General features: G+C 71.8%; 18 protein-coding genes. 9 read left to right on the forward strand and 9 right to left on the reverse strand.

The window, feature by feature from the left end; translation table 11 throughout:
• Positions 1–27: 27 nt before the first annotated feature.
• Positions 28–876: an SMP-30/gluconolactonase/LRE family protein gene (locus ACFQS1_RS10770; protein ID WP_378966453.1), complete on the reverse strand. Its 849-nt coding sequence runs from the start codon at positions 874–876 to the stop codon at positions 28–30.
• Positions 873–1,649, reverse strand: coding sequence for an IclR family transcriptional regulator (locus ACFQS1_RS10775; RefSeq protein WP_378966456.1), 777 nt, complete (start codon positions 1,647–1,649; stop codon positions 873–875). The genes ACFQS1_RS10770 and ACFQS1_RS10775 overlap by 4 nt, the downstream gene beginning before the upstream one ends.
• Before the next feature lie 133 nt (positions 1,650–1,782).
• On the opposite strand from ACFQS1_RS10775, the gene ACFQS1_RS10780 reads away from it, so the two are divergent.
• The 4 genes from ACFQS1_RS10780 (at position 1,783) to ACFQS1_RS10795 (ending at position 7,032) form a co-directional block, all read left to right on the forward strand.
• Entirely contained in the window at positions 1,783–3,492 is a 1,710-nt protein-coding gene (locus tag ACFQS1_RS10780; RefSeq protein ID WP_378966458.1) for a dihydroxy-acid dehydratase, read from the forward strand.
• Positions 3,492–4,169, forward strand: a complete 678-nt coding sequence (locus tag ACFQS1_RS10785; protein ID WP_378966460.1) for an SDR family NAD(P)-dependent oxidoreductase — start codon at positions 3,492–3,494, stop codon at positions 4,167–4,169. The genes ACFQS1_RS10780 and ACFQS1_RS10785 overlap by 1 nt, the downstream gene beginning before the upstream one ends.
• A 52-nt stretch (positions 4,170–4,221) precedes the next feature.
• Positions 4,222–6,165 (forward strand): serine/threonine-protein kinase, encoded by a 1,944-nt coding sequence (locus ACFQS1_RS10790; protein WP_378966462.1) that lies wholly within the window; start codon positions 4,222–4,224, stop codon positions 6,163–6,165.
• A gap of 93 nt (positions 6,166–6,258) precedes the next feature.
• Entirely contained in the window at positions 6,259–7,032 is a 774-nt protein-coding gene (locus ACFQS1_RS10795; protein WP_378966465.1) for a hypothetical protein, read from the forward strand.
• A 28-nt stretch (positions 7,033–7,060) separates the two neighbouring features.
• Here the strand turns inward: ACFQS1_RS10795 and ACFQS1_RS10800 are convergent, their stop codons facing one another.
• Positions 7,061–8,482 (reverse strand): RICIN domain-containing protein, encoded by a 1,422-nt coding sequence (locus ACFQS1_RS10800; RefSeq protein ID WP_378966467.1) that lies wholly within the window; start codon positions 8,480–8,482, stop codon positions 7,061–7,063.
• 64 nt (positions 8,483–8,546) lie between these two features.
• Positions 8,547–9,569: a LacI family DNA-binding transcriptional regulator gene (locus ACFQS1_RS10805; RefSeq protein ID WP_378966470.1), complete on the reverse strand. Its 1,023-nt coding sequence runs from the start codon at positions 9,567–9,569 to the stop codon at positions 8,547–8,549.
• Positions 9,570–9,741: 172 nt separating this feature from the next.
• Here ACFQS1_RS10805 and ACFQS1_RS10810 point away from each other — a divergent pair, with 172 nt between their 5' ends.
• Positions 9,742–11,157: an RICIN domain-containing protein gene (locus ACFQS1_RS10810; RefSeq protein WP_378966472.1), complete on the forward strand. Its 1,416-nt coding sequence runs from the start codon at positions 9,742–9,744 to the stop codon at positions 11,155–11,157.
• 13 nt (positions 11,158–11,170) lie between these two features.
• Here ACFQS1_RS10810 and ACFQS1_RS10815 read toward each other — a convergent pair whose 3' ends face one another.
• A complete protein-coding gene (locus ACFQS1_RS10815) occupies positions 11,171–11,512 on the reverse strand; it encodes a VOC family protein (protein WP_378966474.1) in 342 nt (113 codons plus the stop codon).
• A 69-nt stretch (positions 11,513–11,581) separates the two neighbouring features.
• On the opposite strand from ACFQS1_RS10815, the gene ACFQS1_RS10820 reads away from it, so the two are divergent.
• The gene (locus ACFQS1_RS10820) at positions 11,582–12,601 is read left to right on the forward strand and encodes a synaptic vesicle VAT-1 family membrane protein (RefSeq protein WP_378966476.1); all 1,020 of its coding nucleotides are present in this window, start codon (positions 11,582–11,584) and stop codon (positions 12,599–12,601) included.
• Positions 12,602–12,716: 115 nt separating this feature from the next.
• The gene (locus ACFQS1_RS10825; RefSeq protein WP_378966478.1) at positions 12,717–13,640 is read left to right on the forward strand and encodes a PrsW family intramembrane metalloprotease; all 924 of its coding nucleotides are present in this window, start codon (positions 12,717–12,719) and stop codon (positions 13,638–13,640) included.
• Between the two features lie 15 nt (positions 13,641–13,655).
• Here ACFQS1_RS10825 and ACFQS1_RS10830 read toward each other — a convergent pair whose 3' ends face one another.
• Positions 13,656–14,618: an EamA family transporter gene (locus tag ACFQS1_RS10830; RefSeq protein WP_378966481.1), complete on the reverse strand. Its 963-nt coding sequence runs from the start codon at positions 14,616–14,618 to the stop codon at positions 13,656–13,658.
• 38 nt (positions 14,619–14,656) lie between these two features.
• Here ACFQS1_RS10830 and ACFQS1_RS10835 point away from each other — a divergent pair, with 38 nt between their 5' ends.
• Complete coding sequence (locus tag ACFQS1_RS10835) at positions 14,657–15,190, forward strand: CGNR zinc finger domain-containing protein (RefSeq protein WP_378966483.1); 534 nt, start codon at positions 14,657–14,659, stop codon at positions 15,188–15,190.
• Positions 15,191–15,211: 21 nt separating this feature from the next.
• Here ACFQS1_RS10835 and ACFQS1_RS10840 read toward each other — a convergent pair whose 3' ends face one another.
• Together ACFQS1_RS10840 and pdxR are read right to left on the reverse strand one after the other, a co-directional pair.
• Complete coding sequence (locus tag ACFQS1_RS10840; RefSeq protein WP_378966485.1) at positions 15,212–15,496, reverse strand: hypothetical protein; 285 nt, start codon at positions 15,494–15,496, stop codon at positions 15,212–15,214.
• A gap of 2 nt (positions 15,497–15,498) precedes the next feature.
• Entirely contained in the window at positions 15,499–16,896 is a 1,398-nt protein-coding gene (pdxR, locus tag ACFQS1_RS10845) for a MocR-like pyridoxine biosynthesis transcription factor PdxR (RefSeq protein ID WP_378966487.1), read from the reverse strand.
• Between the two features lie 47 nt (positions 16,897–16,943).
• Here pdxR and ACFQS1_RS10850 point away from each other — a divergent pair, with 47 nt between their 5' ends.
• A complete protein-coding gene (locus ACFQS1_RS10850) occupies positions 16,944–18,044 on the forward strand; it encodes an MFS transporter (RefSeq protein ID WP_378966490.1) in 1,101 nt (366 codons plus the stop codon).
• 28 nt (positions 18,045–18,072) lie between these two features.
• Here the strand turns inward: ACFQS1_RS10850 and ACFQS1_RS10855 are convergent, their stop codons facing one another.
• Positions 18,073–18,639: a Uma2 family endonuclease gene (locus ACFQS1_RS10855; RefSeq protein WP_378966492.1), complete on the reverse strand. Its 567-nt coding sequence runs from the start codon at positions 18,637–18,639 to the stop codon at positions 18,073–18,075.
• Positions 18,640–18,728 lie beyond the last annotated feature (89 nt).

The raw sequence follows: 18,728 nt of genomic DNA on the forward strand, positions 1-18,728 counted from the left end.
CATTCGGCGGGGCTCACAGGGCGGGGCTCACAGGGCGGGATTCCAATACGGCGTGGGCGGGCCGGTCGTGCCGACGCGTGCGGTGAGGACGCGGCCGTCATGGGCCTCGACGGTGTCGAGGCCCTGGGTCGCCGAGGTGATGACGAGCAGGTCGCCGGCGAACGCGACGCTGGTGGTGTTGGTGGCCCCGGTCTCGACCACCGCGAGCAGCTCGCCGGCCGGGGTGCGCTGCTCGACCCGGCCCCGGCCGTGGATGGCGATCCACAGGTTGCCGTCACGGTCCACGCTCATCCCGTCGGGCAGCCCGTCCTCGACCCGGAACAGGTCGCGGCGCTTGCCGATCGGATAGTCGCGGGCATGCACGACGCCCGGCACCGAGTCGATGCTGTACAGCACGCGCCCGTCCGGGCTCCAGGCCAGGCCGTTGGACAGCGTCAGGTCGCCGTCGAGCACGGTGGTCACGCCGTTCTCGAAGCGCACGAGCAACTCGTTGCGCGACCCGGTCTCGTCGGTCAGCGAGAGGCTGCCGACCAGGAAGCGGCCGAAGGGATCGACCGCGCCGTCGTTGAGCCGGCTCCCGCAGCCCTCCGCCAGCACGCGCGCGAGCGGAATTCGCGCCCCGGACCGGTCGACGCGGGTGAGGGTCTCGCGCTCGGCCACGATGAGCTCGCCCTCGGCGGAGACGGCGACCGCGCCGACCATGCTCTCGAACGACCAGGTCTCGATCACCTCGAAGGGCTCGAGCCGGGCAGCGAGCACCTTTCCGCCCACGATGTCGACGAACAAGAGCCTTTCGCGTACGGGATCCCAGACCGGTCCCTCGCCGAGCGCGTAGGCCTCGGGGCTCACCGGAGTGGCGGTATAGGTCGCGGTCATCGGGGCGCCCCCCCGGCCGCGGTGATCACCAGGATCGCCTGCAGGTCGTCGATCAGGACCTGCAACGGCGTGCGATAGGAGAACGCGCTGATGCTGATCGCCCCGCTCGGCATGCTGGGCGCGGCCAGGTAGGCAGGCACCGCGAGGCAGCTGACCAGCTGCTCGTTCTCCTGGTCGTCGAGGCCGTAGCCGCGGTCGCGGGTGCGCTCGAGCTCGGCGTGCAGCTCCTCGGCGGTGGTGATCGAGTTGCTCGTCGGGGCCGCGAGGGGCTCGTCGCCGATCCAGTCGCGGACCTCTTCCAACGTGTACAGCCGGTGGGCCAGCAGCAGCTTGCCGACCGCCGTCGTGTGTGCCGGGTTGCGCCCGCCGACCACCGAGCTGAGCCGGAACGCTCCCTCCGGCGGGTCGATCTTGGAACGGTAGATCACCGAGCGGCCGTCGAGCACCGCGTAATGCACGGTCTCGCCATACCTTTCGCAGAGACGCCGCAGGACCGGCTCGATCCGGAGATGATCGGGGCGGGCCTCGTGATGCGCGAACGCGAGCCGGAGGAACTCGTCACCCAGCACATATCGCCCCCAGCCGTCCTGGGCGGCGAAGCCGGCCCGGCGCAGCGAGGCGAGCGCGCGGTGCACGGTCGGCTTGGGGCTCGCCATGGCTCGCGCCATGTCCTCGAGGCCGATGCCCTCGGGGTGCCGGGCGAGCTCGGCCAGCACGGCGAGCACCCGGTCGGCGCCCACCAGGCGCGTCTCCTCCTCGGACAGGTCGGTCATGTTCCAGATGTTAGACCCAAGTTCCGGCAAAGTGAAAGAGGCTTCCCAACCGGGCACCGCGAGGTCTAAAGTGTCGGCATCATTTCGACTAACCGACAGCGGTTCCGATAACCGGAATCGAGGAGATGGTCATATGCGACGCACGGCGGAGTGGTACGGCGGCGACGACCGCAACAGCTACATCCATCGCGCCTGGATGCGCCGGGGCCTGCCCGCCGATGCGTTCGACGGCCGTCCGCACATCGCGATGGCCAACACCGCCTCCGATCTGACCCCGTGCAACGCCCACCTCAACGAGGTGTCCCGCAGCGTCGCCGACGGCATCCACCAGGCCGGCGGCATCGCGCTCAACCTGCCCGTGGTGTCGCTGGGCGAGACGCAGGTCAAGCCGACCGCGATGCTCTGGCGCAACATGGCGGCGATGGCCATCGAGGAGATGCTGCGGGCCAACCCGATCGACGGCGTGGTGCTGCTCGGCGGCTGCGACAAGACGATTCCGGCGCTGCTGATGGCGGCCGCCTCGGTCGATATCCCGGCCGTCGTGGTGCCGGGCGGCCCGATGCTCAGCGGCACGTTCCGCGGCGTCCCGCTCGGCTGCGGCACCGGCGTCTGGCAGCTCTCCGAGGAGGTGCGCGCCGGCACGATGAGCGCGGCCGAGTTCGTCCGCTCCGAGTCGTCGATGATCCGCAGCCGGGGCCACTGCAACACCATGGGCACCGCCTCGACCATGGGCCTGCTCGCCGAGGTGCTCGGCATGACGCTGCCCGGCATCGCCGGCACCCCCGCCCCCGACAGCCGCCTGCTCGAGGCCGCGCACGCCACCGGCGTCCTGGCCGTCTCCATGGTGGAGCAGGAGCGGCGGCCCAGCGCCGTCCTGACCCGGGCGTCCTTCCTCAACGCGATCGTCGCGCTCGCGGCCCTCGGCGGATCGACCAACGCCGTGGTGCATCTGCTCGCCATCGCCGGGCGGCTCGGCGTCGAGCTGACGCAGGACGACTTCGACCGGGTCGGCTCCGGCGTCCCGCTGCTGGTCGACCTGCAACCCGCGGGCCGCTTCCTGATGGATGACCTGTATCGGGCCGGCGGCCTGCACGCGGTGCTGCGCGAGGTGCGCGACCTGCTCGACCCGTCCGCCACGACCGTGACCGGGCAGTCCCTGGTGTCGTATCTGGACGAGGCCCAGGTCTACGACCGCGAGGTGATCCGCGCGCGGGAGGAGCCGTTGCAGCCCGAGGCGGGGATTGCGGTGCTCTACGGCAACCTCGCCCCCGACGGCGCGGTGATCAAACCGGCTGCCGCCACGCCCGCGCTGCTTTCACACCGCGGCCCGGCGGTCGTCTTCGACTCGATCGAGGATCTGCACGCCCGGCTCGACGACCCCGACCTCGAGGTCACGGCCGACTCGGTGCTCGTGCTGCGCGGCTGCGGTCCCCGGGGCTATCCCGGCATGCCCGAGGTTTCCAACATGCCGCTGCCCGCCAAGCTCCTGGCCCTGGGCGTCCGCGACATGGTGCGGGTCTGCGACGGCCGGATGAGCGGCACGGCGTACGGCACGGTGGTCCTGCACGTCGCCCCCGAGGCCGCCGCGGGTGGCCCCCTGGCAAAGGTCCGCACCGGCGACATCATCGTGCTCGACGTCGCCAAGCGCCGGCTCGACGTCGACATCCCCGACGACGAGCTGGCCGCCCGCGAGCCGGCCCCGGCCGCGGTGAGCGCTTACGCGGCGCCCACCCGAGGCTGGGAAAAGCTGTATGTCGACACCGTCGGCCAGGCCAACACCGGCGCCGACCTCGACTTCCTCGTGGGCGGGAGCGGCTGGCAGGTCTCCCGCGAGTCGCACTGATGGCGCGGAGGGTGGTCGTCACCGGCGGCATGAGCGGGATCGGGGCGGCGACGGCAACGCGGCTGCGGCAGGACGGCGTCGAGGTCCTCACCCTCGACATCTCGCCCGGCGCCGACCTCGTCGCGGATGTCACCGATGCCGGCGCCGTGCGCGAGGCGGCGTCCACGGCGGGTGAGGTGGACATCCTGGTCAACTCGGCCGGCATCGTGGGCCCGAACGCGCCGCTGTGGGAGGTCCCGCTCGACGGGTGGGAGCGGACCTTCGCGATCAACGTGCGGGGCACGTTCAACACCTGCCAGGCGTTCGTCCCCGGCATGATCGCCCGCGGCTGGGGCCGGATCGTCAACATCGCCAGCATGGCCGGCAAGGACGGCAACCCGAACATGTCGCCCTACTCGGCGTCGAAGGCTGCGGTCATCGCGCTGACCAAGTCACTCGGCAAGGAGCTGGCCACGACCGGCGTGCTCGCCAACGCCATCGCCCCGGCCGTGATCGAGACGCCGATGAACGCCGACACCGGCCCCGCGGCCCTGGCCCACATCACCAGCCTCATCCCGATGCGCCGCGTCGGCCGGGCCGCCGAGGTGGCCGAGCTGATCGCCTGGCTCTGCTCCGACCGGGTGACGTTCTCGACCGGCGCCGTCTACGACATCAGCGGAGGGAGGGCCACCTATTGAACGTGGGCTTCTGGCCCGGAGGGGCGTCGACCCGGGCCGGTAGCATGATCCGGTGCTAACCCCCGGGGTCGTGCTCAGCGACCGTTACAGGCTGACCCAACGGATCGCGGCGGGCGGCATGGGGGAGGTGTGGCGCGGCGTCGACCTGTTGCTGCACCGCGGGGTGGCGGTCAAGGTGCTGCTGCCGACGCTGATGGCCGACGGGGAGTTCATCGCCCGGTTCCGGCGGGAGGCCCGGGTCATGGCCGCGCTGCGGCACCCGGGGATCGTGCAGGTCTACGACTACGGCGAGAACGCCAGCGTCGACGGGCGGCGGCTCGACTACCTGGTCATGGAGTACATCGACGGCACGCCGCTGTCGAAGCGGATCGAGGCGGCGGGACGGCTGCCGGTCGCCGAGACGATGACGATCGTGGGCCAGGTCGCCGACGCGCTCCAGGTGGCGCACGACGCGGGCATCGTGCACCGCGACGTCAAACCGAGCAACCTGCTCGTACGCCCGGGCGGGGCCATCGTGCTCGTCGACTTCGGCGTCGCCCGGTCCGCGGGCGTGGAGGGACTCACCAGCACCAACGTGGTCCTCGGCTCGGCGCACTACATGGCGCCCGAGCAGGCCGAGGGCAAGCCCCTCGACGGCGCCACCGACGTGTACGCGCTCGGGGCGGTCGCCTACTGCTGCCTGGCGGGCCGGCCGCCGTACGTCGGGGACCATCCGCTGCAGGTGCTGGCCCAGCTCGTCACCGCCGAGCCACCCACCCTGCCGGTGGAGGTCCCGCCGCAGGCGGCGGCCGTGGTGATGCGGGCGCTCGCCAAGGACCCGGCCCACCGCTTCCCGTCCGCCGCCGCCTTCGCGACCGCCGCCCGGGCCGTCCCGCACGTCACGCAGTCCCCGCCTCCCGGCGCCGCCGCCGGCTTCGGCGCGACGAGGCCGACCGCTCCCCAGCGCGGGCCGGCAGCTCCCCAGCGCGGGCCGGCAGCTCCCCATCATGGGTCGGCCCCCCGCCGCACGTCACCGACAGCCGGCTTCAACACAGGCGCCGCCGCAGTCCCACCAGGTGGCTTCGCGCCGGGTTCCGCTTCGGTTTCGCCGGGCGGCTTCGCGCCGGGTTCCGCCTCGGTTCCGCCGGGCGGCTTCGCGCCGGGTTCCGCCTCGGTCGGCCCCGCCGGCTCCGTGGCGGCCGATCCCGCGGCCGCCGTGCCCCATCCCGCCGGCGCTAGAGCCACGGCGGACCCCGGCGGCGGCAGCGGTTATGGCGGCAACGGTAGCGGCGGGTATGGCGGCAGCAATGGCGGTTTCGGCGGAGGCTTCGGCAGTGGCGGGACCGGTGGCACGAACCCCGGCGACGGCAAGCGTCGCCGCAACGCCACGTTCGCCGTGGTGGCGGCCGGCGTCCTGGTGGCCGCGATCGGCATCGGCACCGCGATCGCCCTGGGCCCCGGCGCCGGCGAGGCCACCACCTCGGCCAACCAGGGCCCCGACCTCGGCCTGGCCGACCCCGGCACCCGCCCGAGGGCCGACCCCACGGCGAAACCCAGCAAGCCCGGCGCCGTCAAGAAGCCGCCCCGCTCGCGACCCGCCGCCACCACCGCACCCGCGGCCGACGAACCCACCGAGCCGGCCGATCCCACGCCGTCCGAGCCGAGCGCGGGCGCCACCAACCCGTACACCCCCAAGGCCGTCTGCGGCAGCGCCTTCTCGGTGATCGACCAGGCCGCCCTGAAGTCCGGCGACGGCGCCGCCCTCGGCCGCGTCTACCTGCTCTACAACGAGTCCACCGGCAAGAACTGCACGGTCACTCTCAAGGCCACCAACGTGGGCACGGCCTCGCCCGCAACCGCCTACCTCGAGGTGAAGGGCGCCGACCGGGTGACCGACAGCGGCAGCTTCGAGTTCTACGCCGGCCCGGTGCGCGCCGCGGCCGGCAAGACCTGCGTCAAATGGGGCGGCTCGATCGGGGACTCCGGCTACAACAGCCCGTTCGAGCATTGCGGGTAGGTTGCCGCATGGGTCCGGAAAAGTTGCACTAAGTCCGTTTCTCCCGGCGGCCGATGCGAAGGGTGAGAAGCCGTCGCAGCCAGGGAGAGACACGTGAGCACGACCGCCGAGATCCATTCCGCATCGTGGTGGGCCGAGTTCGAGCAGAACTGTGAGAGGTTCGACGCCGCGTCCGTGACCGAGGCGCTCGGCGAGGCCATTCTCCCCGGCATTCCGTCGCTGCTCCTACGCCGCGAGGGCGAGATCGCCACGGACAAGGTGCTGCGTCACCTGAATCGGCCGAGCAGCCCCGGGCCGGCCGAGATGGCCGCCACGGCGGCCGAGAGGCTGCGGGGCACGGTCGAGCGGATCGACGAGCGCTCCGGGAGCCAGGGCACCGAGGCCGCGTACGCCCTCTGCCGGCTGCTCGAGGGCGACTGGTCGCAGGCCGCCGCCGACGCGGAGCCGCTGGTCGGCTCGAGGCCGCTGGTCCGGGCGTTCATCGCCGCGCTGCACCTCGAACCGTTCGGCGCCGAGCTGGCCGGGCGCCTGCTCAACGCCGGCCACACCCCGGCGACCGCGGTCCGCTCGAGCCTGATCCTGGGCCGCTACAGCTGGTGGCCCTCGTGGCTGCAGGAGATCGTCACCGAGCGGGTCCTGGCCGGCACCCTCGACCACGACACGATCGCCGCCCTGAAGGAGTGTGCCTTCGCCGAGCTGACCCCTACCCAGGCCCGCATGGCTCGCCGCCTCATCATGGGCGAGCCACGGCTTGTCGAGACCACCGCCTCCCGCCTGGAGAGCCTCGGCGAGCATCCCACCGCCACCAAGCTCCGCGGCGGCGACGTCCGCACGGTCGCCTTCGCCGCCCGCCTCATCCCCGTCTGACAGCGACCCTTGCGGCAGCGTGATCACGTCATGATGCGGTGCGACTCCACTGCTGGTTGGTGCCGCCGTTGCAGCCGTACTGCTCGATGTCGCCGCCGTCGGCCGTGGACGCGCCGGTCACGTCGAGGCATTTGCCGCTGTGTCGGGCCTTCAGGGTGAAGTAGCTGCCGGTCGCGGCCCACTGCCACTGCTGGTTCGTGCCGTTGCCGCAGGTGTACTGGATGATGTTGGCGCCGTCCGCGGTGGAGGCCGACGCGACGTCCAGGCACTTTCCGCTGTTCTGGTTGACGACTCGCACGTATCCGTTGCCGAGGTCCTCGAAAGCCCACCCCTGGTTGAGCCCGCCGTTCCACGCGTACTGCTTGATCTCGACGCTGTTGGCCGTGGACGCGCCGACCGCATCCAAAACCTTGCCGCTGTTGCGGCTGGTCACCCGGTAATGGGCGAGCGGAAAGTTTCCGCCGCCGTCCAGGCCCCACGAGTAGCGCAGCTGGTCGCGCCCGGACGCGTTGGTGGTCGACAGGGTGAGGTTGGTGCCGCTCCCGCCGATCTCCTGCAGCCGGTAGGGGTCGGCGATGCGCACGCCCGGCCAGTACACGGTGCCGAGCCCGAGCGAGCGGGCCTCGGCGGCCGTCCCGCGGATGAAGGCCACGAAACTGTCGCTGGTGGAAGTGACGTTGTAGTTGCGCCCATCGGTCATGGGCGCGCCGAACTCCGTGATCAAAACCCGTGACGCGTACGGGCCGACGCTCGTTCGCAAGGATTCGCGCCAGGCGTCCTCCGTGGTCCGGCCGGAGTCGAAGAACTGGTAGGTGTGCCGCGAGATGAGCGTGCCGTCGAAGCGGCTGTCCGACCCGATCGTGGTGAGCCGCTGGTTGTACCCGGCGCCCGAAACGATCACCCGCCCGCGCGGCACCGACGAGTAGTTGGCCAGCCACTGCGCGGCCAGGTTCTTCCAGTCGGCGTCGCTGTACGCGTACGGCTCGTTCATCGGCTCGAAGTAGACGTTCGCGGTGCCGGCGTACTTGTTCACGATGGTCTGCCACATCGACCAGAACTGGGACAGGTTGTCCACCGACCCGTTCCGCGAGCTCGCCGCCTCCCAGTAGCTCAGGATCACCTTCATCCCCTTGGCGGTGGCCGCGTCGATCGCCCCGCTGTACGAGCTCCAGTACGACCCGGAAACCGTCGGGTAGTTGACCGGCATGCGCACCGTGTTCGCGCCCAGGTTGGCCTGGAAGCCGCTGAGGATGCCGTTCGCCTTGGCCTGCGTGGTGGCGTAGCTGTCGCCGGTGCTGAGCCCGCCGAGCACCAGCGTGTCGTCGACGAAATTGTCGCGCTGATCGGCCCAGTTCACGCCGCGGAAGTCGTTGGTGGCGGCGGCCGCCGGAGCCGACGGGACGACCAGCATTGCGCCCATCAGCGCCAGGAGAGGCAGAGCTTTCTTCATGGGGATGGCGTAACGGACCCGGCAACGCGCGCGCCACGAACCGAAACCACAAGCTCAGAAACATTCACACCCGAACGCGGAACGGCGAGGACTGGCGGACGACCAGCGACGGCGCGACCAGCACGCCCTGGGCCGGCCGCTGCGACCCGTCCAGCAGCCGCGAGACGATCAGCTCCACGGCGAGCCGGCCGACGTGGTTCTTCGGCGGCCGCACCGCGGTCAGCGGCGGCTCGCCGAGGTGGGCGACCTCGTCGTCGTACGAGATGAGGGCCATGTCCTCGGGGACGCGCCAGCCGCGCTCGGCGCACGCCTGGGCGACGGCGATCGCGTGCGGGTCGCTGTGCACGATCAGCGCGGTCACGCCCGCGCCGCGGCAGCCGGCCAGGACCTCGTGGACCATCCGATGCGGCGGGTCGTCGAGCAGCACCGGCGACGGCAGGTCGGGATGGCGCAGGTAGGACGAGGTGGGGCTGCCCCGCGACGCCAGCAGGGCGATCCTCCGGTGACCGTGCTCGCGCAGGTGCTGCACGGCGAGCTCGAGGCCCAGCCCGTGGTCGCTGCGCACCCAGTCGGTCCGGTGTCGGCGCCGGGGCTGCCGCTCGACCAGCACCGACGGCACCGGCAGCCCGCCGATCCACTCGACCATCGCGTCGTCGTCGAGGCTGGGCGCCAGCAGCAGGCCGCGCACCTCGCCGGCCTCGACCAGCCGGCTGATCTGGCGCCGGTCCTCGTCGGGCTCGTAGCTCGAGCCACGCAGCTGCAGCGTCACCCCGAGCGCGGCCGCGGCGGCCCGCGCGCCGGCGATCACCGGCGGCCAGTAGAAGTCCAGCGACGGCACCACCATCCCGATCGTGAACCCCAGGGTGGCGGCCGCGCGGGGCCGCCCGGCCGGGCGCGAGCGGCTGGGCAGGGTGGCGCCGCCGTGCACCCGGTTGACCAGATTGCGGGCGGCCAGGGCGGCGATGTCGCGGCGGATGGTCAGCTCGCTGACGCCGAGGTCGCGGGCCAGCTCCCGCACCCGGACCGCGCCGCGCGCGTGCAGCTCGGTGAGCAGCCGTTCGTGCCGCTGCACCTGGAAGAGGGTCACCACGCACTCCCGTCCGCCGGAATGAGCGGCGGGGGGAGCGCCGTGAATGTTTCGTGATGGTTAACGTAGTGCGTCACGATATCGATCGTCAACGATGTTCGGATGGTTTCGTTTGTGGACGAGTGGGGTCGGATCGTGGCTTCGCCAGCGGCACTCGGTTAACAACGGGGCTATGCGAAAGGTAGGAGTCGTCGCGCTCGTCCTGGCCGTCATCGCGCTGGCCGCCACCCCGGCCGCCGCCGCGGCTGTCACCGTGGTCAACGGCACCCAGTTCACCGACACCTCCGGCGCGGTGGTGCACGCGCACGGCGGGGGAGTGCTGCAGGTGGGCTCCTACTACTACTGGTTCGGCGAGAACCGCAACGCCAACAACACGTTCAAGGCGGTCTCGGTCTACCGGTCGACCGATCTGCGGACGTGGGAGTTCCGCAACAACGTGCTCACGTCGTCGTCGGCCGCCGAGCTGAACGGCGCCAACATCGAGCGCCCCAAGGTCATCTACAACGCGTCGACCGGCCAGTACGTGATGTGGATGCACAAGGAGAACGGCTCGGACTACGGCGAGGCGCGGGCGGCCGTCGCCTACTCGTCCACCGTGGACGGGGCGTACACGTATCAGGGAAGTTTCCGCCCGCAGGGCACCTACATGTCGCGCGACATCACGCTGTTCAACGACAACGGGACCGCCTACATGATCTCGGCGGCCGACGAGAACTACGACCTGATGATCTACCGCCTCACCGCGGACTATCGCGGCATCGCGAGCGTGGTCGGCAACTTCTGGAACGACGCGCACCGCGAGGCCCCGGCGCTGTTCAAGCGGGGCGGCACCTATTTCATGCTCACCTCGGCGGCGACCGGCTGGAACCCGAACCAGGCGCAGTACGCCACCGCGCCGAGCATCTCGGGGCCGTGGACCGGCTGGGCCAACGTCGGCAACTCGACCACCTACAGCTCGCAGCCCACCTACGTGCTGCCGATCCAGGGCACCTCCACGACCAGCTATCTCTACATGGGCGACCGCTGGGCCGGCGCGTGGGGCGGGCCGGTCAACGACTCCTCGTACGTGTGGCTGCCGTTGAATTTTCCCACCGCCACCACGATGAGCCTGTCGTGGTATCCCAGCATCACCATCGACACCGCGACCGGGACCGTGACCGGAACCGGCGCCACCTACTACCGCATCACCAACCGCAACAGCGGCAAGGTGATGGACGCGGTCGGCGCGTCCACGGCCAACAACGTCGAGATCAAGCAGTACGGGTGGAACGGCGGCGGCAACCAGAAGTGGGAGTTCCAGGACGCGGGCGGCGGCTATTTCCGCATCGTCAACCAGAACAGCGGAAAGTGCCTGGACGTCGCGGCGGCGTCCACCGCGGACGGCGCCAACATCATCCAGTACACCTGCGGCAGCGGCGCGAACCAGCAGTGGCAGTGGGCCGCGACCGGCAGCTACTTCACCCTGAAGGCCCGGCACAGCGGCAAGTGCCTCGACGTGGTCAACGCCGGCACCGCCGATGGCGCCGACATCCAGCAGTACTCCTGCCACGGCGGGAACAACCAGCAGTGGAGCCGGACGCAGTCGTAGACCACGGAGATTCTCAGGCGGGGCCGCCGCCGAGCCCGATCTCGTTGCCGTCCGGGTCGGCGTAGGTCGCCTTGCGGACCCCGTTGTCGTACGTCTCCTCCTTGGCCGGCGTCAGCCCGCGCCCGGCGATCGCCGCGGTGCGCTCGTCGAAGTCGTCGACGAACACCGTGTGCAGGGCGTGCCCGGCCCGCTCGGGTCGGAGCTCGACGTACAGATACCGGTGCTCGGCGATCTCCCAGACCGCCTCGATGTCGTTCGGGAAGAACGCCGGCGGCGCGCCGAGCAGTTGCTCGTACCAGGTGAGCGCGGCCGCGAAATCGCTCACCGCGATCCCCGCGAACAGGTCGACGGTCATGCCGCTCATGGTAAGCCGCAGAATGGGCCATCGATCGTTTTCGCCGTCGTGTCGAAGAGGGGAGCGCCGGTGCGCGCTGTCTGGATCACCAAAGCGGGCGGGCCCGACGTGCTCGCGGTCCGGGAGAGCCCCGAACCGCGGCCCGGTCCCGGCGAGGTGCGCATCGCGGTCCGCGCCGCCGGGCTGAACTTCGCCGAGGTCATGGCCCGGCAGGGGTTGTACCCGGACGCGCCGAGGCCGCCGTGCGTGGTGGGCTACGAGGTGGCCGGGGTGGTCGACGCCCTCGGCGCGGGGGCCGGCGGTCTCGCGGTGGGGCAGCGGGTGCTCGCCCTGGTCCGCTTCGGCGGGCACGCCGAGAAGGTGTGCGCGCCGGCCGAGCGGGTCCTGCCGATCCCCGACGAGCTGGACTTCCCGGAGGCGGCCGCGCTGCCGGTCAACTACCTGACCGCGTACCACATGCTGTTCCGCGTCGCGAACCTCCGGCCCGGCGCCCGGGTGCTGGTGCACATGGCCGCCGGTGGCGTGGGCCTCGCGGTGCTGCAACTTTGCCGCACGGTGCCGGAGGTCGTCACGTTCGGCACGGCGTCCGCGGCCAAGCACGAGGTGCTGCGCGAGCAGGGCTGCACCCATCCGATCGACTACCGCGCCGAGGACTACGTGTCCCGGGTGCGGGAGCTCACCGGTGGGGAGGGCGTCGATCTCGTCCTCGACCCGCTGGGCGGCCGCGACTGGAAACGCGGCCTCGGCCTGCTGCGCCCGGTGGGGCACCTGATCGCGTACGGCTTCGCCAACCTCAGCGGCGGCGAGCGGCGCAGCCTGCCCCGGCTGGCCGGCCAGTTCGCCGGGGTGCCGCTGCTGACGCCGTTCGGGATGATGAACGTCAACCGTACGGTCAGCGGCGTCAACCTCGGGCACCTCTGGGGCCGCGCCGACCTGCTGCGCGAGGAGCTGGTGGCCCTGCTCGACCTGTGGGGGACGGGCGCCGTCCGGCCCACGATCGACGGGGTGTACCCGTTCGCGGAGGCCGCGGCCGCGCACCGCCGCCTCGGCGAGCGCCGCAACATCGGCAAGGTGATCCTCGTTCCCTGAGGGTCCGGCCGCCGCGGTCTTCCGGCTAGCCGGTACCGCACTTTGGGTGGTGGCGTGGCTGCGCGGACAAGCGTCGACGACAAGGCTTGCAGCCATGACCACTCTGATGCCTGCCATGACTGTCCCGGCCCCCGATGTCCGGCACCGCCGGCGCCTCCCGTCCTGGGCGCGGATCTTCCTGGGCGGGGGCGCGCTGTGGGCCGCCGCCGTCGTCACCACCTTCGTCACCGGTAACGTCAACCTGGTCCCGACCATCATCCTGGTCGGCGCCTTCCTGGTCCCGGTCACCTTCGTCTCGTACGCGTTCCAGCGCGCCGACGGCATCCTGACCCCGCAGAAGATCTTCTCCGCGTTTCTCTACGGCGGCGTCATGGGCGTCCTCGGCGCCTCGGTCCTGGAGGCGGCGTTCGTGCACAACACCTCGATTCACGGCTTTCTCGCCGTCGGCCTGATCGAGGAGGGCGTCAAGCTGCTCGTGCTGTGGCTGATGGCCCGTCGGCTCGGCCGCTACACCGTGCGCGACGGCCTCGTCCTGGGCGCCACGGTCGGGTTCGGGTTCGCCGCGTTCGAGAGCGCCGGCTACGCCTTCCAGGCGCTGTTCACCCAGCAGGGCGGCCTGTCGCTGCTGAACGTGGTGGAGACCGAGCTGCTGCGCGGCGTGCTCACCCCGTTCGGCCACGGCCTGTGGACCGCGGTCACCGGCGCCGCTCTCTTCGCCGTCGCCGCCCGCCGCGGCCGGATCCGGCTGCGGTCCGCTCTGGTGGCCGGCGCCTACCTGCTGGTCTCCTTGCTGCACGCGCTGTGGGACGCGGCCGGCCTCGCGGCCGCCTGGCTCACCCTGTACCTGACCGGGTCGGCCATGCAGCGCTACGACGCCCGCAACGGCATCGGCGTCACCCCGACCCCCGGCCAGGTCCACATCGACGCGGTCCTCAACCTCGTGCTGCCGGCCCTCGACGCGGTGATCGGCCTGGCCGTGATCGCCGCCGTGATCGCACGGGTTCGCCGGCAGGAGCGCGCCGCGGCGATCGCTCGATGACCCGCCGTGCCCCGATCAAGCGATCCGGCGGTCGCCCAGCTTGACGGCCACCACGCCGCCGACGATGAGCAGGCCGCCGGCCAGCTGCATCAGGCCCGGCAGCTGATCGACCAGCAGCCACGCGAACACGACCGCCGCGACCACCTCGAGCAGCGCCACGAACGACGCCACCCGGGAGCCCAGCCGGCGGGAGGCGGCGATGCCGGTCGCGTAGGCCAGCGCGGCGGTGACCAGGCCGAGCAGCAGCAGCGGAACCCACCACGGCGGGCTGCCGACCGCGAAGGTCACCGGCGTGGTGACGCCGTGCATCGGCAGCAGGCCGGTCGCGGCCAGGGCGCCCAGCGTGAGCGAGCCGACCGTCAGGCCGAGGCCGGCCAGGGCGAGCGGGGGCAGGCCGGTGCCGGTGTCGGCCGAGATCAGGAAGTAGGCGGTGGCGCCGATCATCGCGGCCAGGGCCCAGGCGACGCCGGACCAGGCCACGTGGGCGCCGGAGGTCAGGTCGAGCACGAGCACCAGGCCGGCGGCGGCCACGACGGCGCCGAGGACGGTGAGCCGGGCGGGGCGCTGGCCGTGCCGCAGCCACATCCAGGCGACCACGGCGGCGGGCGCGGTGTACTCGATGAGCAGGGCGGGGGCGACGTCCATGGTGGCGACGGCCGAGAAGTAGCAGAACTGGGCGCCGGCCACGGCCAGCACCCCGTACACCAGGATCTGGCCCTTCTGCCGGGCCACCAGATGCCACCGGCCGCGCAGCGTGGCGATCGTGAAGGGCGCCAGCGCCAGGGCCGCGACCGTCATGCGGCACAGCACGATTGCGCCCGGACTCCAGCCCGCGGTGAGCAGGCCGGACGCGAGCGGGCCGGAGAGACCGAACGTGGTCGCCGAGATCACGGCGAGCAGCAGGCCGCCGCCGACAACCGAGCCGGCGGGCGCCGAGCCGGCCGCCCGTGCGGGCTTGTCATTGGCTATCTGCGTCATAGCCCATGACGCTATGGACGTCGGCGTAATATGTCAAGGTGCTTTTAGCCCATGACACCGAGGCCGCGCTCGCCGCCGCCGTCGAGCTGGTCAACAGCGCCGAGGACCCCGACACGCTGCGCACCGTCGAGCAGGTCGACGCCTGGTACGCGAAGCACCGCTACACCGGCCGCCACGACCGCGACGACGCCGAGCTCGCCGAGCTGCGGGCGATCCGCCCGGTGCTGCGCCGCCTGCTCACCGCCGACCGCGACACCGCCGCCGAGATGGTCAACGACATGCTGGCCCGGGCGCACGCCGTGCCGCGGCTGCTGCGCCACGACGGCATCGACTGGCACATCCACGCCGTCGCGGCCGACGAGCCGCTGGTGCGCCGAGTGGTGGTCGAGACCGCGATGGCGATGGCGGATCTGGTCCGCGGCGACGAGATGTCCCGGCTGTCCACCTGCGCCGACGAGACGTGCGCGGGGGTCGTGCTCGACCTGACCCGCAACCGCTCCCGCCGCTTCTGCAGCACCGCCTGCGCCAACCGGGTGGCGGTCGCCGCCTACCGCGCCCGCAAGAAGCGCTGACCCGGGACGAGCCGGACCGCGTCAGGCCTCGCCGGACGCGATCAGCCCCTCGAGGAGCGTCTCGCCGACGGAGATCAGCTCGCGCCGGCCGGTCGCGCCGATCTCGACGTGGGTGACCCGCTCGAGGCGGTCGCCGACGACCCGGTGGCCGTAGACGTACATCAGCTCGCAGTCGTCGGCGAGCGTGCGCACATAGGACCGGATCACCTGGCCGTCGCGCAGGTGGTGGAAACTTGGCTCCCAACTGTCGGCGACTTCGACGAGAACGCTGCCGTCGGCCAGGCGCCACGAGCGCAGGATGTCCACGGTCACTCCTTCAGCAGGCCGCGCAACACGGCCATCCCGGTCACGATCGCCTCCTCGCCGGTGTTGCCGAAACCGATGACCAGGCGGCCCGGCTCGGCCGACGAGTCGGCGCGATAGTCGCTCATGCCGTAGACGCCGACCCCGCGGGCGCGCGCGGCCGCGACAATTTCGCGCTCGCCCGCGAAAGCCGGCAGGTGCAGCACCGCGTGGAAGCCCGCCGCCAGCCCGGTGATCGGCCCGGGCGCGGCGTTCATCAGCACGGCCCGGCGGCGGGCGTAGACGGCGCGCATCCGCCGCAGCTGGCGGTCGTAGCGGCCCGACTCGATCAGCGTGGCCAGGGCGAGCTGATCGATTCCGGACGTCCCGCGGTCGGCCACCATTTTCTCGGCCATCACGTCGTCCACCAGCGAAAGCGGAACGACCGCCCAGCCCAGCCGCAGCGCCGGGGCGAGGGACTTGCTGACCGTCCCGAGCGACACCACGCGGTCGGGCGCGAGCCCCTGCAGCGCGCCGACCGGATCGCGGTCATAGCGGAACTCGGCGTCGTAGTCGTCCTCGATGACCACGCCATCGTTCGCCCGGGCCCAGGACAGCAGCGCGCGCCGCCGCTCCGGCGCCATCACCACCCCGGTCGGCCACTGATGGGCCGGCGTCACCACCACGACCCGTGCCCCGCTGCGAGCGAGCTCCGCCACGTCGATGCCGTGCTCGTCGACCTCCACCGGCACCGCCTCGATCCCGGCACTGCCCGCGGCGTCCCGGGCCGTCCGCACCGCGCCCGGATTCTCGAACGCCACCCGCGCATGTCCGCGCCGCGCCAGCACCCGCAAGATCAAGCCCAGCCCTTGCGCGACCCCCGTGCAGATCAAAACCTGTTTCGGGTACGCGTCGACCGCGCGCACGCGTCGCAAGTAGGCGGCGAGCACCTCGCGCAGCCGGGGGTTGCCGTTGGCCGGGCCGTAGTCGAAGGCGCTGTTCGGCGCCGTCCGGCACACCTGCGCGACCGCCCAGGCCCAGTCCTGCCGGGGCGCCAGCCGCAGATCGGGCACCCCCGACGGAAAGTCCGCGATCAGCGGCGCGGCCGGCTTTGCCGCCCGTTCGCCGGAAATTTCTGGCGTGGCGCCCGCGGCCGTCGGAGCGACCCGCGTCGCCGACCCGGTGTGCGCGGTCAGGTAGCCCTCCGCCTGCAACTGGGCGTAGCACTCCTGGATGAGCCCCCGGGACAGCCCGAGATGGGTGGCGAGGGCGCGGGACGAGGGGAGCCGTTCCCCGGCCGCCAGCCGGCCGTCCCGGATCGCGGCCCGCAGATGCTGCTCCACCTGCGATTTCAGCGGCATACCCGACGCCCGATCGAGCTCGAGCAGCAGCTGCGGGCCCCAACCGGACCACTCGATGGCCATGGAATCGGACCTTATCAGGGTGCCGGTTGACTTCTAGCGTTCGAGGCATGAAGACCACTGCCGCCCTCGCCCCCATTGCCGGCGCCTCGATCGCTTTCTACCTGCCGCTCGCCGTCGTTCCGCTGGTGGCGGGCTCGGCCCGGGCCGCCGGGCTGAGCACCGGGTCGTTCCTGGTCGCCGGCGTGCTGTTCGAGCTGGCCACCCCGCGCATCGTGGCCCGCCTCGGCTACCGGCGCAGCCTGGCCGCCGGACTGCTGCTGCTCGGCCTGCCCGCGCTGCTGTTCCTGGCCAGCGACGCCACGCCGGTGCTGGTCGCGGCGAACGCCGTACGCGGAACCGGTTTTGCCATCGCGACGGTCGCCGGAAGCGCGCTGACCGCCTTGGCCGTCCCCGCGCGGCGCCGGGGCGAGGGCGTGGCCCTCGTCGGTGTGGTCAGCGGCGCCGGCGGCCTGGTCGCCCTGCCGCTGGGCCTGTGGGCCGCGCACCGCTACGGATACGCCCCGGTCTTCGTCGTCACCGCCGTCGCGCCGCTGTTCGCGCTCGCCGGCTTGCGGCACCTGCCGTCCGCCGACGTCTCGGACACCGGCCGGGCGGGGTCCGTCGGCTGGCGGCTCCCGCTGATCTTCGCGGCCGGCACCGCCGCCGCCGGCGTCCTGGTCACCTTCGCTCCGCTGGCCATCGGCGCGACCATCGCCCCGATCGCCCTGTTCGTCCAGCCGGCTGTCACCACCGCGGCCCGCTGGATCGCCGGCCGAGTGGGCGACCGCATCGGTCAGTCCGCCCTGCTGCTGCCCGGCATCCTGCTGTCGGCCGGCGGCATGGCGGCGTTCGCCGGCACCGGCTCCGCCGCGCTGGTCCTGCTCGGCGCGGCAACTTTCGGCGCCGGTTTCGGCATCCTGCAGAACGTCACGCTCACCATGATGTACGCCCGGGTGCCGCGCTCCTCGTACAGCGCCGTCAGCGCCGTCTGGAACGCAGCCTACGACTTGGGCATGGCGGCCGGGGCGCTCGGCGTCGGCGCGCTGATCCCGGCCGTCGGCTACCCGGCCGCGTTCCTGCTCACGGCCGCCGCAATGCTGTCTACGATCCTTCTCGCCGGATCGCGAAAGGCATCCGTCCCGATGAGGGCCGTGCCGGACATGGGATGAGGGTGAGGCCGGCCGGTCCCGGCTCCGATCAGACCTGGCCGAGGTCAACCTCGACGACGAACGGCGCGGTCGTCGTCACGACGCCGGTGAAGATCTCGCCATTGCGGTAGCGTCCCGTCGCCGGATCGAGAAGGTACGTGTAGACCAGAGGCGCACCGGTCGGGGCCTGCTCGACACGCCAATAGAACGGGATGCCGGCCTTCGCGTACTGGTCGGCCTTGACGATCCGGTCGGTCGTCTCCGACCCCGGCGAGACCACCTCGGCCACAAGAAGCACATGCTCGGGTCGTGTCGGGCTGACGTCGATGGTCTCCGCCCGGTAGACCGTCACGTCGGGCCGACGGTTGTTCAGCGGCACATCAGTGAGCCGGACGTCGAAATCGGTGTCGGCATTCCATTCCGGCCCCGCGGCCGCATCCAACGCATTCGCCAGAAGCCTCGCCAGGCGATTGTGCCGCTTGGAGGCACTCGGACTCACGACGACCATCCCATCGACGATCTCGATGCCGACACACTGCTCTTCGGTCCACGTCGCGTACTGGTCGGCCGTGACCTGCTCATGCATCCAGGCCGGCGTGACCATCTCGACGGTCATGACACCTCCTGAATCGCCATCGGATACCACCCTCAAGATACCGTGGCGCCGGTGCCGCCCGTCGGCTGCGTGCTGCCTGGACGTACGCC

The organism is Paractinoplanes rhizophilus, assembly GCF_042664765.1.
GTDB classification, from domain to species: domain Bacteria; phylum Actinomycetota; class Actinomycetes; order Mycobacteriales; family Micromonosporaceae; genus Actinoplanes; species Actinoplanes rhizophilus.

Coding starts and splice junctions, on each gene's coding strand:
- ACFQS1_RS10770 (WP_378966453.1), bottom strand. CDS start 876: ATGACCGCGACCTATACCGCCACTCCGGTGAGCCCCGAGGCCTACGCG.
- ACFQS1_RS10775 (WP_378966456.1), bottom strand. CDS start 1,649: ATGACCGACCTGTCCGAGGAGGAGACGCGCCTGGTGGGCGCCGACCGG.
- ACFQS1_RS10780 (WP_378966458.1), top strand. CDS start 1,783: ATGCGACGCACGGCGGAGTGGTACGGCGGCGACGACCGCAACAGCTAC.
- ACFQS1_RS10785 (WP_378966460.1), top strand. CDS start 3,492: ATGGCGCGGAGGGTGGTCGTCACCGGCGGCATGAGCGGGATCGGGGCG.
- ACFQS1_RS10800 (WP_378966467.1), bottom strand. CDS start 8,482: ATGAAGAAAGCTCTGCCTCTCCTGGCGCTGATGGGCGCAATGCTGGTC.
- ACFQS1_RS10810 (WP_378966472.1), top strand. CDS start 9,742: ATGCGAAAGGTAGGAGTCGTCGCGCTCGTCCTGGCCGTCATCGCGCTG.
- ACFQS1_RS10815 (WP_378966474.1), bottom strand. CDS start 11,512: ATGACCGTCGACCTGTTCGCGGGGATCGCGGTGAGCGATTTCGCGGCC.
- ACFQS1_RS10825 (WP_378966478.1), top strand. CDS start 12,717: ATGACTGTCCCGGCCCCCGATGTCCGGCACCGCCGGCGCCTCCCGTCC.
- ACFQS1_RS10830 (WP_378966481.1), bottom strand. CDS start 14,618: ATGACGCAGATAGCCAATGACAAGCCCGCACGGGCGGCCGGCTCGGCG.
- pdxR (WP_378966487.1), bottom strand. CDS start 16,896: ATGGCCATCGAGTGGTCCGGTTGGGGCCCGCAGCTGCTGCTCGAGCTC.
- ACFQS1_RS10850 (WP_378966490.1), top strand. CDS start 16,944: ATGAAGACCACTGCCGCCCTCGCCCCCATTGCCGGCGCCTCGATCGCT.
- ACFQS1_RS10855 (WP_378966492.1), bottom strand. CDS start 18,639: ATGACCGTCGAGATGGTCACGCCGGCCTGGATGCATGAGCAGGTCACG.